15 protein-coding genes and 1 tRNA gene are annotated in these 18,355 nt (G+C 46.5%); all 16 read right to left on the bottom strand.

All coding sequences use genetic code 11. The features are described from left to right. Positions 1-93: 93 nt before the first annotated feature. The 16 genes from PJI16_07910 to hisZ all read right to left on the bottom strand — a co-directional run bounded on the left by PJI16_07910 (position 94) and on the right by hisZ (position 18,333). A tRNA-Cys gene (locus PJI16_07910) sits at positions 94-169 on the bottom strand. Positions 170-258: 89 nt separating this feature from the next. Beyond that, positions 259-1,458 carry a flavodoxin-dependent (E)-4-hydroxy-3-methylbut-2-enyl-diphosphate synthase gene (gene ispG / locus PJI16_07905; protein ID MDT3777482.1) on the bottom strand — a complete coding sequence of 400 codons (1,200 nt, stop codon included), beginning with the start codon at positions 1,456-1,458 and terminating at the stop codon, positions 259-261. A gap of 9 nt (positions 1,459-1,467) precedes the next feature. Continuing rightward, positions 1,468-3,363: a 1-deoxy-D-xylulose-5-phosphate synthase gene (gene dxs / locus PJI16_07900; protein ID MDT3777481.1), complete on the bottom strand. Its 1,896-nt coding sequence runs from the start codon at positions 3,361-3,363 to the stop codon at positions 1,468-1,470. 126 nt (positions 3,364-3,489) lie between these two features. Next, on the bottom strand, positions 3,490-4,266 hold the full coding sequence (locus PJI16_07895; protein ID MDT3777480.1) for a TRAP transporter TatT component family protein: 777 nt from the start codon (positions 4,264-4,266) through the stop codon (positions 3,490-3,492). Between the two features lie 34 nt (positions 4,267-4,300). Continuing rightward, positions 4,301-5,509: a BamA/TamA family outer membrane protein gene (locus tag PJI16_07890; protein ID MDT3777479.1), complete on the bottom strand. Its 1,209-nt coding sequence runs from the start codon at positions 5,507-5,509 to the stop codon at positions 4,301-4,303. Between the two features lie 12 nt (positions 5,510-5,521). Then, a complete protein-coding gene (locus PJI16_07885; GenBank protein ID MDT3777478.1) occupies positions 5,522-6,178 on the bottom strand; it encodes an ABC transporter substrate-binding protein in 657 nt (218 codons plus the stop codon). 68 nt (positions 6,179-6,246) lie between these two features. Further along, positions 6,247-6,690, bottom strand: coding sequence for an outer membrane lipid asymmetry maintenance protein MlaD (mlaD, locus tag PJI16_07880; protein ID MDT3777477.1), 444 nt, complete (start codon positions 6,688-6,690; stop codon positions 6,247-6,249). A 123-nt stretch (positions 6,691-6,813) separates the two neighbouring features. Beyond that, the gene (locus PJI16_07875; protein MDT3777476.1) at positions 6,814-7,560 is read right to left on the bottom strand and encodes an ABC transporter ATP-binding protein; all 747 of its coding nucleotides are present in this window, start codon (positions 7,558-7,560) and stop codon (positions 6,814-6,816) included. Positions 7,561-7,587: 27 nt separating this feature from the next. Continuing rightward, positions 7,588-8,355: an ABC transporter permease gene (locus PJI16_07870; protein ID MDT3777475.1), complete on the bottom strand. Its 768-nt coding sequence runs from the start codon at positions 8,353-8,355 to the stop codon at positions 7,588-7,590. Beyond that, on the bottom strand, positions 8,352-9,179 hold the full coding sequence (locus PJI16_07865) for a hypothetical protein (protein MDT3777474.1): 828 nt from the start codon (positions 9,177-9,179) through the stop codon (positions 8,352-8,354). The genes PJI16_07870 and PJI16_07865 overlap by 4 nt, the downstream gene beginning before the upstream one ends. Before the next feature lie 44 nt (positions 9,180-9,223). Next, on the bottom strand, positions 9,224-11,392 hold the full coding sequence (gene shc / locus PJI16_07860) for a squalene--hopene cyclase (protein MDT3777473.1): 2,169 nt from the start codon (positions 11,390-11,392) through the stop codon (positions 9,224-9,226). Positions 11,393-11,572: 180 nt separating this feature from the next. Beyond that, complete coding sequence (locus PJI16_07855; GenBank protein ID MDT3777472.1) at positions 11,573-12,874, bottom strand: nucleotide sugar dehydrogenase; 1,302 nt, start codon at positions 12,872-12,874, stop codon at positions 11,573-11,575. 118 nt (positions 12,875-12,992) lie between these two features. Further along, positions 12,993-13,439 carry a prepilin-type N-terminal cleavage/methylation domain-containing protein gene (locus PJI16_07850; GenBank protein MDT3777471.1) on the bottom strand — a complete coding sequence of 149 codons (447 nt, stop codon included), beginning with the start codon at positions 13,437-13,439 and terminating at the stop codon, positions 12,993-12,995. Between the two features lie 399 nt (positions 13,440-13,838). Further along, complete coding sequence (locus tag PJI16_07845) at positions 13,839-15,644, bottom strand: tetratricopeptide repeat protein (GenBank protein MDT3777470.1); 1,806 nt, start codon at positions 15,642-15,644, stop codon at positions 13,839-13,841. Between the two features lie 21 nt (positions 15,645-15,665). Beyond that, positions 15,666-17,021: a replicative DNA helicase gene (gene dnaB, locus PJI16_07840; protein ID MDT3777469.1), complete on the bottom strand. Its 1,356-nt coding sequence runs from the start codon at positions 17,019-17,021 to the stop codon at positions 15,666-15,668. Then, positions 17,008-18,333 carry an ATP phosphoribosyltransferase regulatory subunit gene (gene hisZ, locus PJI16_07835; GenBank protein MDT3777468.1) on the bottom strand — a complete coding sequence of 442 codons (1,326 nt, stop codon included), beginning with the start codon at positions 18,331-18,333 and terminating at the stop codon, positions 17,008-17,010. Before hisZ ends, dnaB begins: the two co-directional genes overlap by 14 nt. Positions 18,334-18,355 lie beyond the last annotated feature (22 nt).

The raw sequence follows: 18,355 nt of genomic DNA, 5'->3' as shown, positions 1-18,355 counted from the left end.
TTTACTCCTGGAGGTAATTGCCAAATTTCAAGAGCGTCTACTTCTTTTTCTCCGCAAAAACCTAACACCTACGTCTGATAAAACCCGAATAAATGGAGGCGCCGAGCGGGTTCGAACCGCTGAATCGCAGTTTTGCAGACTGCTCCCTTAGCCACTTGGGTACGGCGCCATGACGGGATCATTATAAGAAGTCTATTTTCTCTTGTACAAGAGAAGATCTGGCTTTCTCTTTCTTTAGTCTTGGAAGGGCTGGAACCATTACTGACGAGGCAACACGGGAAGTTCTCTTGAAACAGACCGTATTGATTTTAAGGAAAGATCTTCCATAGAGGAGGGATTACCGGAAAGGACATCAGGTGTCTCAGGAATATTGATGCTCGGCTCTTGACCACCACCTTGCTCCTTGGCCATCAATTCCACCTCTTCAATTAAAGTGTGAAGAAGCTCTTCAGATGGCACACGTTTATACAATTTCCCTTTTTTAAAGAGAATCCCTACGCCTTGTCCTCCGGCTATTCCAATATCAGCTTCTTTCCCTTCGCCAATTCCATTCACCACACAACCTAAGACAGACACGGTGATTGGGGTGGTAATATGCCCCAGTCGATGCTCTAATTCGTTCGCCATTTTCACTACATCAATTTCAACTCGCCCACATGTCGGACAAGCAATCACATTGACTCCTCGGTGACGAAGCTCCAGCGATTTCAAGATTTCAAAACCCACCTTGACTTCCTCCACAGGATCGGCTGCTAACGAAACCCGGAGGGTATCGCCGATACCCTGAGAAAGCAGCCAACCTAACCCTATAGCAGACTTCACAGCGCCAGTCATTGCAGTTCCTGCTTCAGTAATGCCTATATGCAGAGGGTAATTGGACTGTTGGGCAAACAACCAATAGGCGTCCATTGCCATGTGCACGTCAGAGGCCTTCAGGGACACCTTCATATTGGTAAATCCAACATCCTCCAACGCATGGACTGCATTCAGCGCCGATTCAGCAAGAGCTTCAGCTGTGGGATAGCCGTATTTCTCAAGAAGATGCTTCTCTAACGAGCCCCCATTCACTCCAATTCTGAGTGGAATACCATAGTCATTGACGGCCTGAATTACCTCTTCGGTTTTCCACCACGGCCCAATATTCCCTGGATTAATTCTGACGCAATCCACGACTTTAGCGGCTTTTAATGCCAGACGATGGTCGAAATGAATATCCGCGATCAAGGGTAAGGTCGTTTGTGATTTTATTTTTGGAAGCGCATCAGCCGCCTCCATATCAGGCACGGCCACCCTGATTAATTCACACCCAGCTTTCTCTAGCTGTTGAATTTGCTCTACCGTCCCAGCAACATCCCTCGGATGAGGAATCGTCATAGACTGAACCGATATGGGGGCATTGCCACCAATTTTGACCGATCCAACCTGGATTTGCTTTGTTTTTCTTCGAGAAATATACACGAAAATAATCTAACGTATTGCGGCTTGAAGGGAAACCCGGTCATGCAACGCCTTGGCCTGATCATAAATACCATCCGCCGTGAGGCCATACTTTTCCCGGAGCAAATCCTGAGGACCCTGTTCAATATACCAATCTGGCAACCCGAGCACCTTGGTCGGCATACTCCAACATTCTTCCTCTGATAAAAACTCTAATACAGCCGATCCAAAACCGCCCATCCGGCAACCTTCTTCAATCGTAATTAAACACTTCACTTTTTTGGCAACATCCCGAATAAGATTTTTATCCAGAGGCTTCACAAACCGTGCATTTATGACAGACACCGACACACCCTCTTCTTCTAAACGCTCCGCTGCTTTCATAGCCTCCGAAACCATCACTCCAATGGCGATAATCGCCACATCATGCCCATCAGACAATAATTCACCCTGTCCAATTGAAAGAGGAGTGGGTTCAGAATCTAATGGCACCCCCAGGCTACTGCCGCGAGGATATCTAACCGCCACTGGCCCATCATGCACCAGTCCTGTTTGGACCATATGCTGAAGTTCATTTTCATCTTTTGGTGCCATAATCACCATATTGGGAACATGCCGCAGAAACGCAAAATCAAAAGCCCCATGATGCGTGGTTCCGTCTTCCGCCACCAATCCTCCCCGATCAATACAAAAGGTCACCGGAAGATTTTGGGTTGCCACATCATGCACAACCTGATCATATGCCCGTTGCAGAAATGTAGAGTACATACAAATAACCGGCCGCATATTATCAGCGGCGAGACCAGCCGCATACGTCACGGCATGTTGTTCAGCAATCCCTACATCAATTAACCTGGAAGGAAACTCCTTCTCAAACTCTGCCATTCCAGTTCCCTCGCACATGGCAGCCGTAATGACCACCACCCGGTTATCTTTTTTGGCTTGACGAATCAGTGTTTTGGCTGCAATGGAACTATACGAGGGGTGACCGGGCTTTTTCACCGGTTGCCCAGTCTTGGAATCAAAGGGTGAACAGGCATGAAACCAAACAGGATTTTTCATGGCCGGCTGAAACCCTAATCCTTTTTTGGTAATCACATGCAGGAGAGTTGGCCCTTTTAATTTTAGAACATTCTCCAGAGTCGGCAATAAATGCTCAAAATTATGTCCATCAATCGGACCAACATATCGAAATCCTAACTCTTCAAAAAGCAAGCCTGGCAGCAGAAAGCCTTTGGCCAGCTCTTCAGCCCGTATCGCCATTCGCTTCACGGGTTCCCCAATTTGCGGAATAGTCTCAAGGAGTTGAGAAGTTTCTTCCCGAAGCCTTGTATAGAATTCCCCGGTAAAGGTCCGATTAAGGTAGGCGGAAATGGCCCCGACATTTTTGGAAATCGACATTTGATTATCATTCAGGATCACGACACAGTCTCGGCCCATATCTCCGGCATGCTGAAGCCCTTCCAAAGTCATTCCGGCAGTGAGGGCACCGTCTCCTACGACGCAAACCACCTTATTGGACTTTCCTAATTGCTCACGAGCCTCCACAAAGCCCACGGCAGCGGAAACCCCGGTCCCGGCATGTCCGGCATTAAACGTGTCATAAATACTTTCTTCTCTTTTACAAAATCCGCTTATTCCACCGAACTGTCGGACCGTATGAAATTGTTCACGCCGACCCGTTAATAATTTATGTGTGTAAGCCTGATTGCCGGTATCCCAGACGATTTTATCATCAGGAGTATTCAATAAATATTGCAATGCCACAGTCAACTCAACCACGCCTAAATTGGAGGCTAAATGCCCACCAACATGGGAAATCACTTCTATAATGAGTTCCCGAATTTCCTGACAGAGTTCAGGGAATTGCTCACGGGAAAGTTTCTTTAAATCTGCTGGACTTTCAATCCTCTTTAGCAAGGACATTGCTCATCCTTTCTTGATAAACATAGCCTGTTGTAAGGGAAAAACTAAAAATACCCCAATTCCGATAAGAATAAACAAAATCTTCCCATAGCTGCTATACCCTGTCAAGCATTTAGATACCTGACTTTAGGAATGATCATTGGAACGACCAACATTCCCCTGACTAAGAATCTGCTGCAGTAAGTCTTGTGCTTCCGGTCGATGAATCCGTTCCCATATCCACCTCTTTTTAAGAGGGGGCGTGTTAACAACCCGCGTTAGCTCCCTCACCGCCTCCAATGTTTGCTCGTGCTTCAGGTACCACTTTGCAAGATCCAGCCCCGCCGGTGCATAAAGGCTATCGAGAGAAACCGCCATTTTCAAGTGATCCCCAGCCAACTCCTGATCGCCTCCTAAGACCCAAGGCAATTCCTCATACATTCGCCCTAACATATGGTGAGCCTGAACATTTTCCGGATCAAGTTCCAACACTCGATGCACATGCTTCTTCAACTTCTGAATTGTCAATGCCGCCGAGACCAAACCCTCCAACTCCGCAGCACTCCCAAGATTGGCAGCATACAAAAAATGGGCCTCCGCAGAAGACTCACGAAGATCAAGGGCTTTTTGGGCAACCCTGGCTCCCTCCTGGAACGCTGCTAACTTCTGCTCCCGATCAATGTACACCCCATAACCCAGATCCAGATACAAGCCGGCCAACCGAAGCAAGCGAGTCAGGTCGGTTGAATTTGCAGCTCCTTCCCTCATCAAGGTCCCCAGCTCCTTTTCAAGGCTCTCGGGATATTGCTGATCGGTTACCTCCTCACCCCACAATGTCCCAGAAGGGAGAAAGAGGAGTCCCGTCATTAGCGAGAATAAACTTAGACGCACATATTGATTCATATTTTCAGATATTGTCAGCACATATTTTCCCTGCATAGCGAATTAACCATTATCATCAGAAAGGATAATTGAGCCCCGCAAACACGGCTCCACCCTCCTTACTATACCCCCAATCGACGCGGGCCATGACATTGGGACGAACGATGGCTCGGAATCCCACTCCAGGCGTTACCTCCCAGTCATGGAACTGGCGAAATTCGAAATTTGGATAGGTCCGCCCCATATCAACAAATGGCGCTAATTCACATTCGATACCGACGTTAAACATTTTCATCCCAAATAGATGAATACGCTCCTCAACATTAAATGCCACCATATGCTTGTCTATAAATCTATCCCTCCCAAAGCCCCTGAGGTTATCTTCTCCACCCAAAGAACTTTGCTCGTAAAAGGGAATATCGCTCCCAAAACTTAATTGCACCATCGCCCTTGCCACAAAAATATATCGCTTAGAGGGACTCGGAATCAGGTGTCTGATATCAAACCCTGACAGAAAGTACAACATATCGTCATTTTTTCCAGCATCAAAGTTCTGAGCCAATTCTCCAAACGCTTCGAATCGAGTCCCTGCTGTGGGGGTATTAAGGTTATCCCTGGAATCATATTGGAATACAAGACGGTGAGCCAAAATCGTCGCGCCTTTCATTCCCGGATCTCCTGGAAACCGATCCTTGGCATATGGTTCGCTATCAACGCCTCCCGGTTGAATTTCTACATCTCGAAACCTTTGGTTAACCGCCAAACGCGTCACATCATTCAAATGAATTCCAAAGTTCCAATGGACTTGAATTTCACGACCAGTATAGTTTGTTTCATTATCTTGAGGAGTGATTTGCCCTAAGCCATAAAACCGCTTGGTCGCATTTTTAAAAAATTGTGCTCCAATATCCACAAAGAACAACCCTTCGATAAACCCAGGGTCCTGGAAGCGAAATTTCAGCTTTCGTTCAATTTCCTCGGTATACGAACCGACCGCCTCCATTTGCCTCCCGCCAGACCAATAATGAAAATAGTTCAAGGTTCCCCGAACTCCTAAAAAGGAATTGTGGATCAGCATCGGGGCAACGAGAGAACGGAGGTTCCCTTCCGTATCTGAATTCAATATCGGTGTAATCAGCCCGAAGTCCTGCCCATCATTTTTTGAAGAAGAAACCGCAGGGACCACAAAAAACGAATTCTCGGCGAGTGCGTTTGATGAGGGAAGGATAGCGCCGCCCACAGCCAGGCGAAATAACGCCAGGCCCCAGAAACGAAGCGATATCACAAAGCCGACTCCTTAGGACGAAGTCCCCAGGTCGGCTTTTGAACGAAGTTTCTCGAGAAGGGCCTCAAACGATGAGGAGTTAATAATGCGAGAAAATTGTCCGCGGTAATTTTTCATCAAGCTCACTCCATCAATTACCACGTCATATACCCGCCACTCCCCATTTTTTTGCAACAGACGATAATCCAAGGGTATCTGCACTTTTGGAGACACCACTTTGGTCTGGACTTCAGCAAATCCTCCCTTTTCGCGTTCTTTTAGGTATTCCACCTCTTCCCCCGAATACCCGTCTACATTACCAACGTAGGAATTTGCCAAAAACTGCTGAAATAAAGTTACAAATTCTTGTTGCTGCTCTGGACTTAATCCCTTCCACTGAGCAGCCAGGGTGCGCTTGGCCATTTCGGCATAGTCAAATCGCCGCCCAATGATTTCTTCAAGCTTCGCCCGGCGCTCCATCTCTTTCCCAGGATCCTTCAACGCTTGATCTCTCAGCACCACAAATACCTGATCAACGGTCTCCTTGACCGCTCCGGTTGGAGTTCCTCCTCCCCATGCAACAGTTAAGCATGCAAGAGAAACTACCACCCAACCAAAAAAAATAATCGCCACATTTCTTAAAGAATTGCTCCACTGACACCTTCGAGATGCATTTGCTCCCATCTTCATGGTTGATTCAGGCCTCCGAACCAATTCCCTTTGCATATTCCCCCACCTCTATTTCACTGAACGAATAATCATTCAACATTGCCGTGGATAAATTGACTAATCACCTGCTCCAAATCAATTCCAGATTCAGTATCTATAATGGTTCCACCAGTTTCCAGGCGTTCTCCAGCACCCCCGGGAGATAATTCCATGAATTTTTCTCCGATAATCCCCCGAGTTTTTATTGAAGCAATCGCATCGTCAAACACGGTGATCCCGTCCTGGATCGCAAGGACCACTTGAGCCCGATCTTGTTTCAGACCGATATTCTTTACCCGGCCCACTTCCACTCCCGCAATTTCTACAGAAGCTCCGTTTTTTAACCCGGATGTAGAAGAGAATTCGGCCTGGAGTTCGTAATAATCACCACCAACCAATTCAAGTTTTCCAAGTTTAATGGCCAAATACCCAAGACAAATGACCCCCACCAACACAAATATGCCGACAATTAATTCAAGTTTTCCACGTTCCATCATAATAATTCAGTTAGGTTAAGTGATATTTCATTAAGGCAAGGGCCAGGAAGAATAATTCTCATATTTCAGCGTGACATAAATTTTGATATGACTCCTTAAACGACTATCCAGATTAACGATTCAGGCAGGAGCAAGATGAATACCATTATTGACTGAAATAAACTCACGAACGACGGGATCGGCAGTCTGCTGGAATTCATCCGATGGACTCATAGCAATGATCTTTCCATTCTTTAACATAGCAACCCAATCTGAAATAGGAAAGATCTCTGGAATTTGGTGACTCACCATAATCCCCGTGAACCCAAATGTTTTTTGCATAGCTAAAATGAGCTTGTGGATTGCATGGGCCATCAGTGGATCCAGTCCCGTCGTCGGTTCATCAAATAAAATAATCTCAGGCCTCATCACCAGAGCTCTCGCCAGACCTGCACGCTTCTTCATCCCTCCGCTCAATTCTGCTGGAAATTTATGACCCATGTTTCCCAACTCCACCCTTTCCAGCATTTCTTGAACCAATCGACATATATCCTGTTCAGCAGCCCTTCGTTTTTCCCGCAGGGGAAACGCGACGTTATCAAATACATTCATGGAATCAAATAAGGCGGCCGATTGGAACAACATAGCAAATTTTTTGCGTATTTCATTTAATTCCCGATCATTAATTCGTGTAAGGTCTGTTCCATCAACGATGATCTTGCCTCGATCAGGACGAACCAATCCAATGATGTGTTTGAGCATCACACTTTTCCCCTCACCGCTTGGACCGATGATCGTGGTAATTTTACCCTTAGGAATGTCCAGTGTGACCCCTTTAAGCACAGACTGCTCGCCAAATGCTTTTTCTACTTCGGCCAGCTTAACGATAATCGGTAGACTCATAGAATGGTAACGTTACATAAGTACAGACGTTAAAAAATAATCCCACACCAAAATGAGAACCGAGGCTAACACCACAGATTCAGTGGTAGCTTTTCCCAGTCCCTCGGAACTCATTCTCGTATAATAACCTTTATAACAGCAGATCCAGCTAATAATCAGGCCAAAGCTGATCGACTTTAATATTCCCCCATAGACATCTTTCCATTCCACCGCTGATTCGATTGAACTCCAGTATGAGCTCCCGCTGACTCCGAGCAACTTGACTCCAACCAGATACCCTCCCCAAATTCCCACAACGTCAAATATAGCAACCAACAAGGGTACGGAAATAAGAGCCGCGACAATTTTCGGAGTAATCAAATATTGCAAGGAATTGATCGCCATGGTCTCCAATGCGTCAATCTGCTCGGTAATACGCATAATCCCAATTTCTGCGGTCATGGCGGATCCCGCACGAGCCGTCACCATCAATGCAGCCAATACAGGGCCCAGTTCACGGATCATGCTTATTGCCACAGCAGACCCTAATAAACCTTCAGACCCAAACTTTCTCAGGGAATAATAGCCTTGAAGAGCTAATACCATCCCGGTAAATAACGCCGTCAGGATCACAACAAAGGACGACTTGAACCCCACAACATACATTTGTTTGACAATTTGAACGATCCTCACTGGCGGTCGGAATAACCATCCAAACGTCCGGATCAAGAACACAAACATGGCCCCCATTTCTTCTATCAAGAAAAGAGTCCGTCTCCCAATGTGTTGCAACAATATCATGAAATTTCCGAGCGAGATTTATTGATGGCCATAGAGAACGTTGGGGTGAAAATAATGGCAAAAAATTTTTCAAAAAAACTAGAAAGCTGGATACCCGCCTGCTTGGAATTCTGATACAAACGAAATAATCCCTTCCAACACCGAGGAGTGGATAGGACCAGTGCTACTCCTTTAACCCATCCAAATGGTTTGAGAAAGAGATTGAAGTCTACCGGCAAATCCTCGTTAATACCATCAGAGATCGAACGAACAATCAGAAAAGGAAGACCATGATGCCTCGCCACTTGCCCAATCGCTCCACTCTCCATATCGACAGCCACGGCTCCAGACCGTTTCCCAAGAATACCTTTTTGTGAAGCCTGTGTAAGCACTTGATCCGTTGTCACAAAGCGGCCACTTTGAAGAGGATACCCATCTATCAATTGGATGCCTAAGGACGCATTGACCCAATCAGGATGGCACTTGATTGGTGGTAGAACAAAATCAGACATCAAATCTCCAGATTGTCCCAATAGAAGAACCTCCTGACCAATCACCAGCGATCCGATTGGTGAGGAATTAAGAGCCCCGGCAAAACCTGTAGAAATAACGACATCGCAGACTTCGCTCTCTAAAATTTTCTGGGCAATAGATCGGGCCTTGTCGGGACCCATTCCTGTCTGAATCACCAATACATGGGTCGACTCAGCCCGACTCTCTAATCCAGCATGGCCTACGCATTTAACAGAGCTCCCTTTGGGAAGAACTCGGCCAATTGCGTTAAACTCTACTCGGGTTGCTGTCAGTATGACGATTCTGGTCAGAAAAGGCTCCTGCCATATCATTTTCCAAAGGGAGATATGCCAAAAACGAGCAGTCAGGACGGAAATTAGACAAGCTTGCTGATGTGTCTGGCCACTTGTGCGGCCTTTCGTAAATGGTCGGCCCTTGCCTCCCCGGTTACTTTTACATTCCGGTACATACTCAGGGCCCATATGGGGAAATACTTAAAATAACCATGATACCGTAAATAAAAAACTCTGGGGAACCCGGTACCTGTATGAAACGGTTCCTCCCAAATACCATTTTCACGTTGATGGCGAATGAGCCAATTAACTCCCCGGACAACACTAATGGAGTCCGATTCTCCGGCCTGAAGAAGTGCCATAAGAGCCCAGGCGGTTTGAGATGCCCCACTTTCCCCTCGACCCGCCTTCTGCGGGTCAGCATAGGAATCACAGGTTTCCCCCCAACCCCCGTCAGGGTTCTGAACGGACTCCAGCCAAATCACGGCCTGCTGGATCCAGGGCACCGTCATATCGATGCCTATTGCACGAAGACCTGAAAGGACACACCAAGTCCCATAAATATAATTGACCCCCCATCGACCATACCAACTTCCGTTTGGCTCTTGTTCCTTGCGTAAGAACTCAATTGCAGGGTTCACAGCCGGGTGAGACTGGTCATAACCTAACGTTCCCAACATTTCCAAACATCGACCGGTTAAATCGGCTGTACTAGGATCCAAGAGAGCCTGATGATCCGCAAAAGGAATCTTATTGAAAATTAATTTATTGTTATCCTTGTCATATGCCCCCCATCCACCATCAGAACTCTGTAACGCCAAAGCCCAACGAAATCCTCGTTGAATGGCCCCATCAGAACCGGACAACTCGACAGGGTGGATCTTGGCAAGCCCCGTTATCACAGCTGCGGTATCATCAACATCGGGATACCATTCGTTTTCAAATTGGAACGCCCATCCACCAGATCGAGCTTCCGGTGCTGACACAGCCCAATCTCCCACTTTTTGACATTGACGGGATCGCAACCAGGCATCTGCCCGTCGCAATGACGAATGGTCCAGCGCAAGGCCCCGTTCGATCAGGGTATTAATAATTAACGCTGTATCCCACACTGGAGAATGACAAGGCTGTAAATGCAACATAGTAGGGGTTGGGGTATTACCCGAGTTCGAGTAGACTTCAAGGTCTTCAATTTCCCTCAATGCCTTCTGAACTAACGGATGATCCGTAGAATATCCCAAAGCTCGAAGTGCATAAATTGAATAGGCCATAGCGGGATAAATGGCCCCTAACCCACCTTCTCCGTCCATATGTTCAATTACCCACGCCTGTGCGCTTTTCAACGCCTTTTTCCTAAGGGCCTTTATCGGGTAGGCCTCATATAAACGAAGCAGCCCATCGACCCACACAAAGAAATTCCGCCAACTTAGGATGGTGGAATCTCGATGCAGCGGTGGCACATGAGCATAATCCACCTCCTGACGAGGCTGAAGAAAAAGTTCATCAATTCCTTGTTCCTTGGAGATTGCGCAAACGGGCCGATGGGCAAAAACAATTAAAAGTGGGATAATGACTACACGAGACCAATACGAAACCGCATATAAATTAAAATAAAACCATCTCGGGGCTAAGAATATTTCAGGAGGCATACACGGTATCCCCCGCCAATCATATTGCCCGAATAATGCTAAGGTAATTTTGGTGAAGACATTGGCCTGAACAACACCACCTTTTCCAAGGATTAAATCCCTCGCACGTTGCATCACAGGCTCATCAGAAGAAACCCCAGCCAGTTTGAGCGCAAAATACGCTTTTACCGATGCACTGATTTCTGAAGGCCCTCTGGAAAAAATCGGCCACCCGCCATCCTCAAGCTGGGTATGAAGTAAATACCGAGTAGCTTTCCGCTCTCTTTCAGGATCCACCATATCCAAAAACCGTCGAAGCATTACATATTCAGATGTCAGGGTCGTATCCGCTTCCAATTCCTGAACCCAAAATCCTCGTTCAGGATCTTGCATGCCCAATAACCAGTCCTCCCCTTTTTGAAGAGCTGACTCCAGAGCACTCATATGCCCAAGATTGGCCGTACGTTGGAGAGTAGGATCGTGAGAAACGTCAGGATGCAGGTTATGAGAAACCAGCTTAAGGGGCGGTGGTTTTTGCTTTCCTCGATAGGGTATTAACTTTGGGGTCAGGGTTTCAAAAATATTACCCGATAACCGTACCAAGAATTGCTTGAGCAACTTCATTCAGACGTTCTTTCAGAGATGCAATATTCTATAATGCGATTTTGGGGGAATGTTAACAACCAATGTGATTTTCACAGGACGCAAAAAGCCCTGCTTAAACAGGGCTTTATAACGAAACGAGACTAGACTGTCAACCCGATGGCTATTCACCCGTCAATAGGCTCTGATTTAAGACCCTCCCTAGGTTGAAAGCAGAACAATACGATCACGGTGATGCTTCACCTGACGAGTTCCATTCCGCGTGTCAAATACCACCGGAGCGTGATCAACAATTAACTGGTAATCAAAGGCAGAATGCGCGGTCAAAACCAGCGCACAGGAACTGCCCTTCAACAATTCGGCATTTATCTGTTGAGATTTATATTCATGCCCTTGAATAATGAGGGAAGGGGTATAGGGGTCAGAATATTGCAAATCCGCACCTTCCTGTTGCAGCAACTCCATGACTTTTGTGGCAGGCGATTCACGTGGGTCTTCAATGTCGGCTTTATAGGTTACTCCCAAAACAAGGATTGTTGAACCTTTTAAGCATTTCCCTCGTTGATTTAAAACCCGCTGCAGTTTATTCATAACAAAATACGGCATATTTTCGTTGATTTCCCCAGCCAGTTCAATGAACCTGGTATGGACATCATACTCTTTTGACTTCCACGCTAAATAATATGGATCAAGCGGAATGCAATGTCCTCCCACTCCAGGGCCAGGATAAAAAGGCATGAAACCGAAGTTCTTCGTGGCCGCAGCATCAATCACTTCATATACATTAATGTTCATTCGGTCACACAGCAGAGTGAGCTCATTCACTAAAGCAATATTCACTGAGCGAAAAACATTTTCAAATACCTTAGACATTTCCGCTACCCGTGGGGAGCTGAGAAGAAAGATTTTCACGATGGATTGCTCATAAAAGGTTTTGGCAACTTCCCCGCATGCCTCTGTCACACCACCCACCAATTTAAATGTGTTATGAGTTTTAAATTCAGGATTCCCAGGGTCAACTCTTTCTGGAGAAAATGCGACAAACAGATCCTTTCCAACCGTTAAGCCCGTTGCGGTTAAGGCGGGCAAAATAACCTCCTCGGTTGTCCCTGGATATGTTGTACTTTCTAAGACAACGAGCATATTTGGATGTGAATTATCGGCAAGATGCCCAAGAACTTTCACAATGGCGGAAATATCCGGTTCTTTATTTTTGGTCAGAGGAGTCGGCACACAAATAAGGATTACATCACACTGCCGTAACACAGAGAAATCGGTTGTCGCCGCTAATTTTTTTTGCTCAACGACTTCTCGCAAATCAGAGTCCACCACATCCAATATATAATTCCGCCCCTGGTTCACCATTTCTACCTTGGCTGCTACTTCATCCACCCCAAACACCTGGTACCCGGCCTTGGCCTGAAGTACGGCTAAGGGAAGCCCTACATATCCTAGTCCAATCACTCCAACCTTGGCTGACCGATTTTTAATTTTATCGAGCATATCCACTTTTGCCCTCCTCTTGAGGCATGTTTCTTAAAACGATTCAGTTAAAGTTTTAGGAAATCAAATTTCCTTGTATTGGTTACTGTTAAATGCATCGCGCCATGACACAAAAAAACTAGGAAGACACATCATTTGTCACATTCGTGATGACCTTTCCCTCATTAATGGTCCACACGTCGCAGGTTGCATCTCCATCAATATTTCCAATTGCAACTGCAGTAAATCCCAATGCACTTACAGAATCTAAATTCGGGTCGGTACAACCAGGAGGTAATGTCCCAAGATTGGCATTGCCAATTTTATAAAAATATCGTTGCGAAGACCCACTCATGGCAAATCCAATCGCATTAAAATCATCTATATACCCATTATTCTCAGCGAAATAGGCAATTTCGGCGGTATGGATTGCCACCAAATTGCTTTTTGCCTCTGTTTGCTTGGCCTTGGCTTGGTAACGCAAAAAATTTGGGATGGCTATGGTCGCCAAAATCCCAATAATTGCCACCACAATCATCAGCTCAGTCAAACTGAATCCTCTTTGGTCATTGAGTTGAGTTAGCATCCTGGAAACCTCCATGGAGGACTATTCTCCAATAGATTGTTATTTATCTTACCCTCGGATGATGGTACACCTGGATTTTCCAAGTAGCCAGGGCTTTGATGATTATCAACACGACCTTAAAGACGGCAAAGAATATACGCCAAACACTACTAATTTCATAAAAATGGCTATATCAGCGACACAAAGGTTGGAAGTATCAATCGTCACGCAAGGCCAATAAAGAAAAGGCGTGACTATTTATTCGCCAGAAAGAACCAAAACTTTAAGAATCAGAACATGACGCGAATAATGACTTAAAACAAAAATTCATCAAAACCGCCACGTAGCGACCTTTAAAATAACCTGAAGCCCCCTCTTAATTATTGATTGACCCACGTCAAATTTTAGGATGGTGAGAAGTTAGGGGGTCAAGGTAGACTTGTGGGAAAGGGTAGGGATCGGTTCCCCAAAACCGGCGTCACGAAACCGCTTCCCCAGCGGTTTATTGGTTGAATCGAGTTGCAGTGAATGAAGCCATGCCTCTCGTGCCTTATCTCGTTCATCTTGTCTTAGGAAAATATCCCCCATATGTTCATAAATCACTGGATCATCGGACACTAAAGAGACCGCACGCTGAATCGTTTCCAGCGCTTCTTCAATGCGTCCAAGTTTGTAAAGCGCCCAAGCTAGACTATCCACGTAATACCCGTTATGGGGTTTTAACGCGACAGCACGTTGCGTAAGAGCCAAGGCCTGCTCCCCATTGATGCCACGATCGGCATAGCTATAACCCAAATAATTCAAGGCATCCGCATGTTCCGGATCCAACTCAAGAGTCTGCTCCATTTCACGAACCACTTTATCGAAAAGGTCTAATTTGTCATAGGCTGTCCCTAAATTAAAATGGAGCTCGGCATTTGAGGGGTCCTGGTGAATGCCCTCCTCCAATCTGGCCCTGGCCTTGTGATAATCTTCCATCTGAAAATGGGTCAACCCCAATAATAAATACGGTTCTGGCCTTTTAGGATTGAGATTAACGGCCTGATCCAAATATGAAAGCGCCTCTTGGTTGCGTTTTAACCGATAGGACACAAAGCCTAAATGCAGAATACTATCGAAAAATGTGGAATCCATTTGAACATTAGTTCGATACGCTTGAATCGCGCGGTCATAGTCCTTCATTTCCTCATATAACAATCCCAGGAAATCACGAACTCGCAATTCGTTTGGTCTCACCCGCAAGATGGCATTTAACTCCTCGATTGCAGCAGGAAAATTGCCTAATTCACCATAGATTTGAGCCTTAAGAATTTGCGCATGCAAATCATCTGGATTTTCTTGGAGAAAATAGTCCAAATGATTCAATGCTTTGTCCGTTTTTTGCTGGCCAATATATAAACGGATGACCCGCAACCGGAATTCCCGATGATGCGGATTCACTTCAATCAAATAGCGCTCTAAAAGTGCAATACCCTCCTGAGGGTCCTTTTCTTCTTCGGAAATTGCCACTAACTTCAGATACGCCCGTTCAAAGGTGGCATGAAGAGCAATGGCTTCCTGAAAATGGGCCTTGGCTTCCTGCTTCGTTTTAGCCTCGAGAGCAATCACGCCCAAAAAATAATGCGCTTCCGCTGAGCCAGGCACATGAACTAATAATTCATGGAAAACCTCTTCAGCCTTTTGAAGCTCTTTCATATTTAACAGAAGGGTGCCATGAGAAATATATATCCGTTCATCCTGTGGAAAGTGTCGTTCCCCTTCAGTGAGAACCTCCAAGGCCCGTTCAGTATCCCCTCCACCAGCAAAGATTTTTGCCAAATCGAAAAACATCGCCGCCTGAGAAACCTCCGACACAGGAATTTGTCTCGCTAAACCCAAGGCTTCCGTCAGATGCGACATGGAGAAATGCAGTTTGGCAAGACGAAATTTCAAGAAGTTCGAATCTGTGTCAAAAGCCAAACCGGCCTGATATTCCTCTACTGCCGTAGTGGCATCATTATTCAACTCGGCAAGGGAACCACGAAGGAAGTGATAGTAGGCCTGGGGGTGAGAAGTTTCTCGACTTACCATGGACACTTCTTGTCCATTCAGCGTGGGAGAGGGAGCTGTCCCGCAAGATACCACCAACAGCGGAATTCCCCACAAGAGAGACCTCAGACGACCCAACCACATTGGAAATGTCTGCCCAGCACGAACCTTCATAGCTAGCACTCTTGTAGATTTCATAAACCCTACCTCAACAACTCGTTATACTATACCAGCCTCACGCACTCTCGTTAAGTCATTAAATTTGGCATACCGGTCATGAAATTGCAGATCCACTTCTCCAATGGGCCCATTCCGATGTTTTCTCACCAGGATTTCCGCAATGCCCTTATCGTCGGAATCAGGATTGTAAACTTCATCTCGATAAATAAACATCACCACATCCGCATCTTGTTCAATTGCTCCCGATTCACGTAGGTCGGCAAGCATGGGCCTTTTGTCCGTCCGGTTTTCTACTGCCCGACTCAACTGGGATAGGGCAATAACCGGAATATTTAATTCTTTCGCCAGTCCTTTTAAGGCCCGGGAGATATCCGAAATTTCCTGCTGCCGGGATTCGGCATTTCCTCTCCCTTCCATCAGTTGCAAATAATCAACGATCAACAGGCTCAATCCATGTTCAGCCTTAAGCCGCCGCGCTTTTCCACGCATTTGCTGAACGGTCAAATTTCCAGAATCATCAATAAAGACTTTAGCCTGCTCAAGTCGTCCGGCCGCCTCAGTCAAGGCCACCCAATCATGTTTGGTCAACTGTCCGGTACGAAGAGCATGAGAATCGAGACGAGCCTGAGAACTCAGCATGCGCAAAACCAGTTGTGCTCGAGACATTTCCAAACTAAAAATGCCGACCACAGCATTGGAGTGAAGTGAGGCATGTTCGACCATCCCTAAGGCTAAACTGGTCTTCCCCATACTCGGCCTACCCGCCACAATAATTAAATCGGATGGTTGAAGCCCGGCCAGCAAATTATCCAGGTCTGTAAACCCAGTCGGCACACCGGTGATCCGCTCTTTTCGGCTATACAACCGATCCACAATCTCAACACTGTCTTTAATGATACTACTAACGGGCGCAAACGTGCCTCCTAAATGTCCCTGAGCCAACCGGAAAATTTCCCGTTCAGCAAACTCCAGAAGTTCATTCGTCTCCGTCGTCCCTTCATAGCCCCGCATGACCACGTCGGTGGCGGTTCGTACGAGGCCACGAAGCAAGGATTTATCGCGAACAATATTACTGTGATACCGAATATTGGCGGCACTGGGAACCACTTGCACAATTTCGGCAATATACGAAGCACCCCCTATCTGGTCGAGTTCGCCGGTCCCTCGTAAATAGTCTGTCAGGGTGATTTGATCAACAGGTTGATTTCGTTCGGACAATGCCACCATGCCGCGATACACCACACGGTTCCCCGTTCGATAAAAATCCTCCTCCGACAAGATTTCCATCGCTCGATTGAGCGCAGCATTATCAAGAAGTATCGCTCCAAGAACGGATTGTTCCGCTTCTAGATTTTGAGGAGGAACCCGAACCTCTGGTGCTTCAGATATTGTCATGGCTGAATGTTTGTAACCGTTGAGGAAGTTCTTGAACTGGCATCCGGGTTTGCCGGGGTTTTTGAGAAAAGGAGGCGAATTCTAATAAAAGCACCGATTGCGGGGTGGAGGTCCTTTCTTCAAAAATCAATGCACACGGCAACCCTCGACGCCGAGCCACCGTGATGACCCACCTCAAAGCAGACTTTGGAGAACCCTCTATCATTTCTTCAATCACACAAATCCCAGCCCCCCGTAATCGTTGGGCAAGAGCATAAGATGCCTCAGCTTGATGAGGAGAAGTAAAAATTCTCACAGGCTGCAACCCGTTGCCGCCCACTTTTCCTCCGCGCTCCAAGGCGGAAAACACGCGGTCCAAATCCAACCCCAATCCAATAGCGGAAAGGTCTCGGCCAAACCGCCCAACCAAATGATTGTATCGCCCTCCTCCACCGATTTCACTGCCGAACGTGGAGGTGAAAACATCAAAGACCACACCATCGTAATAGTCAAAACCACGAAACTCACCAAGATCCAAAAGAATGTGATCTTGCACTCCATTCGCTATCAATTGCCGATAGACCTGCGTCAGACGTTGTAGGGGTTTAAGCAATTGCGAATCCTTCCCCGCAATTCGCATTCCCCATTCCAACACTTCATCACGGCCGTACCGTTCCGGCACCTGCAAGATGTCCTTTACCTTAGAACGGGATAACCGTTCAGTCTCTAATATCTTTTCCAACTGAGGGAGGTCTTTATGGGCTGCCGCGATTTCTGCCTGCTTTCGCCCATTCAGAGACAGACCTGATTGGGCCAATAGGGCTTTAAAAAACCCGACATGACCAAGAGAAATCTTCCATTCTGGCAATCCAATCCCTTCCAGAAGCCCAGCCAGTAATGTCACAACCTCGGCATCACTTTGAGAAGTATCATTGCCAAGCATTTCAAATCCGACCTGAAATACTTCGCGGTCTCGCCCCCGATGTTCGGGTTCATACCGAAAAACTGTGGTCCGATAGGAAAACCGTAAGGGAAGAGTTTCTCCTCCAAGGCCCATGGCCACCATCCTGGCAATCTGAGCCGTGGCATCAGGTCGCAAGACCAGAATTCTTCCTGATGCCCAATCAGCAAATTTATAGCATTTCTCTAAGATTTCAGGAGCCAGGCCCACGGCTAGGACATCAAGATACTCAAAGGTAGGAAGAATGATTTCCTGATAGCCCCAGGTCGAACATTGGGCTAATAATTGATCCTCCAACCTCCGAATGCTTTGCGCTGTATGAGGAAGTAAGGTGGCTGTGCCAATGGGGATAAGCGAACGGAGTGGTTTCATGAGGCGTATGGAAGAGAACCCG

Source organism: Nitrospira sp. MA-1 (assembly GCA_032139905.1).
Taxonomy (GTDB): Bacteria; Nitrospirota; Nitrospiria; order Nitrospirales; family UBA8639; genus Nitrospira_E.
The sequence above is the reverse complement of the archived record's forward strand: the minus strand, read 5'-3'. Positions and strand labels throughout refer to the sequence as shown.

Bases quoted from the DNA above. Each gene is read 5' to 3' on its own strand.
- dxs (MDT3777481.1), bottom strand. From the start codon at position 3,363: ATGTCCTTGCTAAAGAGGATTGAAAGTCCAGCAGATTTAAAGAAACTT.
- PJI16_07885 (MDT3777478.1), bottom strand. From the start codon at position 6,178: ATGAAGATGGGAGCAAATGCATCTCGAAGGTGTCAGTGGAGCAATTCT.
- mlaD (MDT3777477.1), bottom strand. From the start codon at position 6,690: ATGGAACGTGGAAAACTTGAATTAATTGTCGGCATATTTGTGTTGGTG.
- PJI16_07870 (MDT3777475.1), bottom strand. From the start codon at position 8,355: ATGATATTGTTGCAACACATTGGGAGACGGACTCTTTTCTTGATAGAA.
- PJI16_07865 (MDT3777474.1), bottom strand. From the start codon at position 9,179: ATGATATGGCAGGAGCCTTTTCTGACCAGAATCGTCATACTGACAGCA.
- shc (MDT3777473.1), bottom strand. From the start codon at position 11,392: ATGAAGTTGCTCAAGCAATTCTTGGTACGGTTATCGGGTAATATTTTT.
- PJI16_07855 (MDT3777472.1), bottom strand. From the start codon at position 12,874: ATGCTCGATAAAATTAAAAATCGGTCAGCCAAGGTTGGAGTGATTGGA.
- PJI16_07850 (MDT3777471.1), bottom strand. From the start codon at position 13,439: ATGCTAACTCAACTCAATGACCAAAGAGGATTCAGTTTGACTGAGCTG.
- PJI16_07845 (MDT3777470.1), bottom strand. From the start codon at position 15,644: ATGAAATCTACAAGAGTGCTAGCTATGAAGGTTCGTGCTGGGCAGACA.
- dnaB (MDT3777469.1), bottom strand. From the start codon at position 17,021: ATGACAATATCTGAAGCACCAGAGGTTCGGGTTCCTCCTCAAAATCTA.
- hisZ (MDT3777468.1), bottom strand. From the start codon at position 18,333: ATGAAACCACTCCGTTCGCTTATCCCCATTGGCACAGCCACCTTACTT.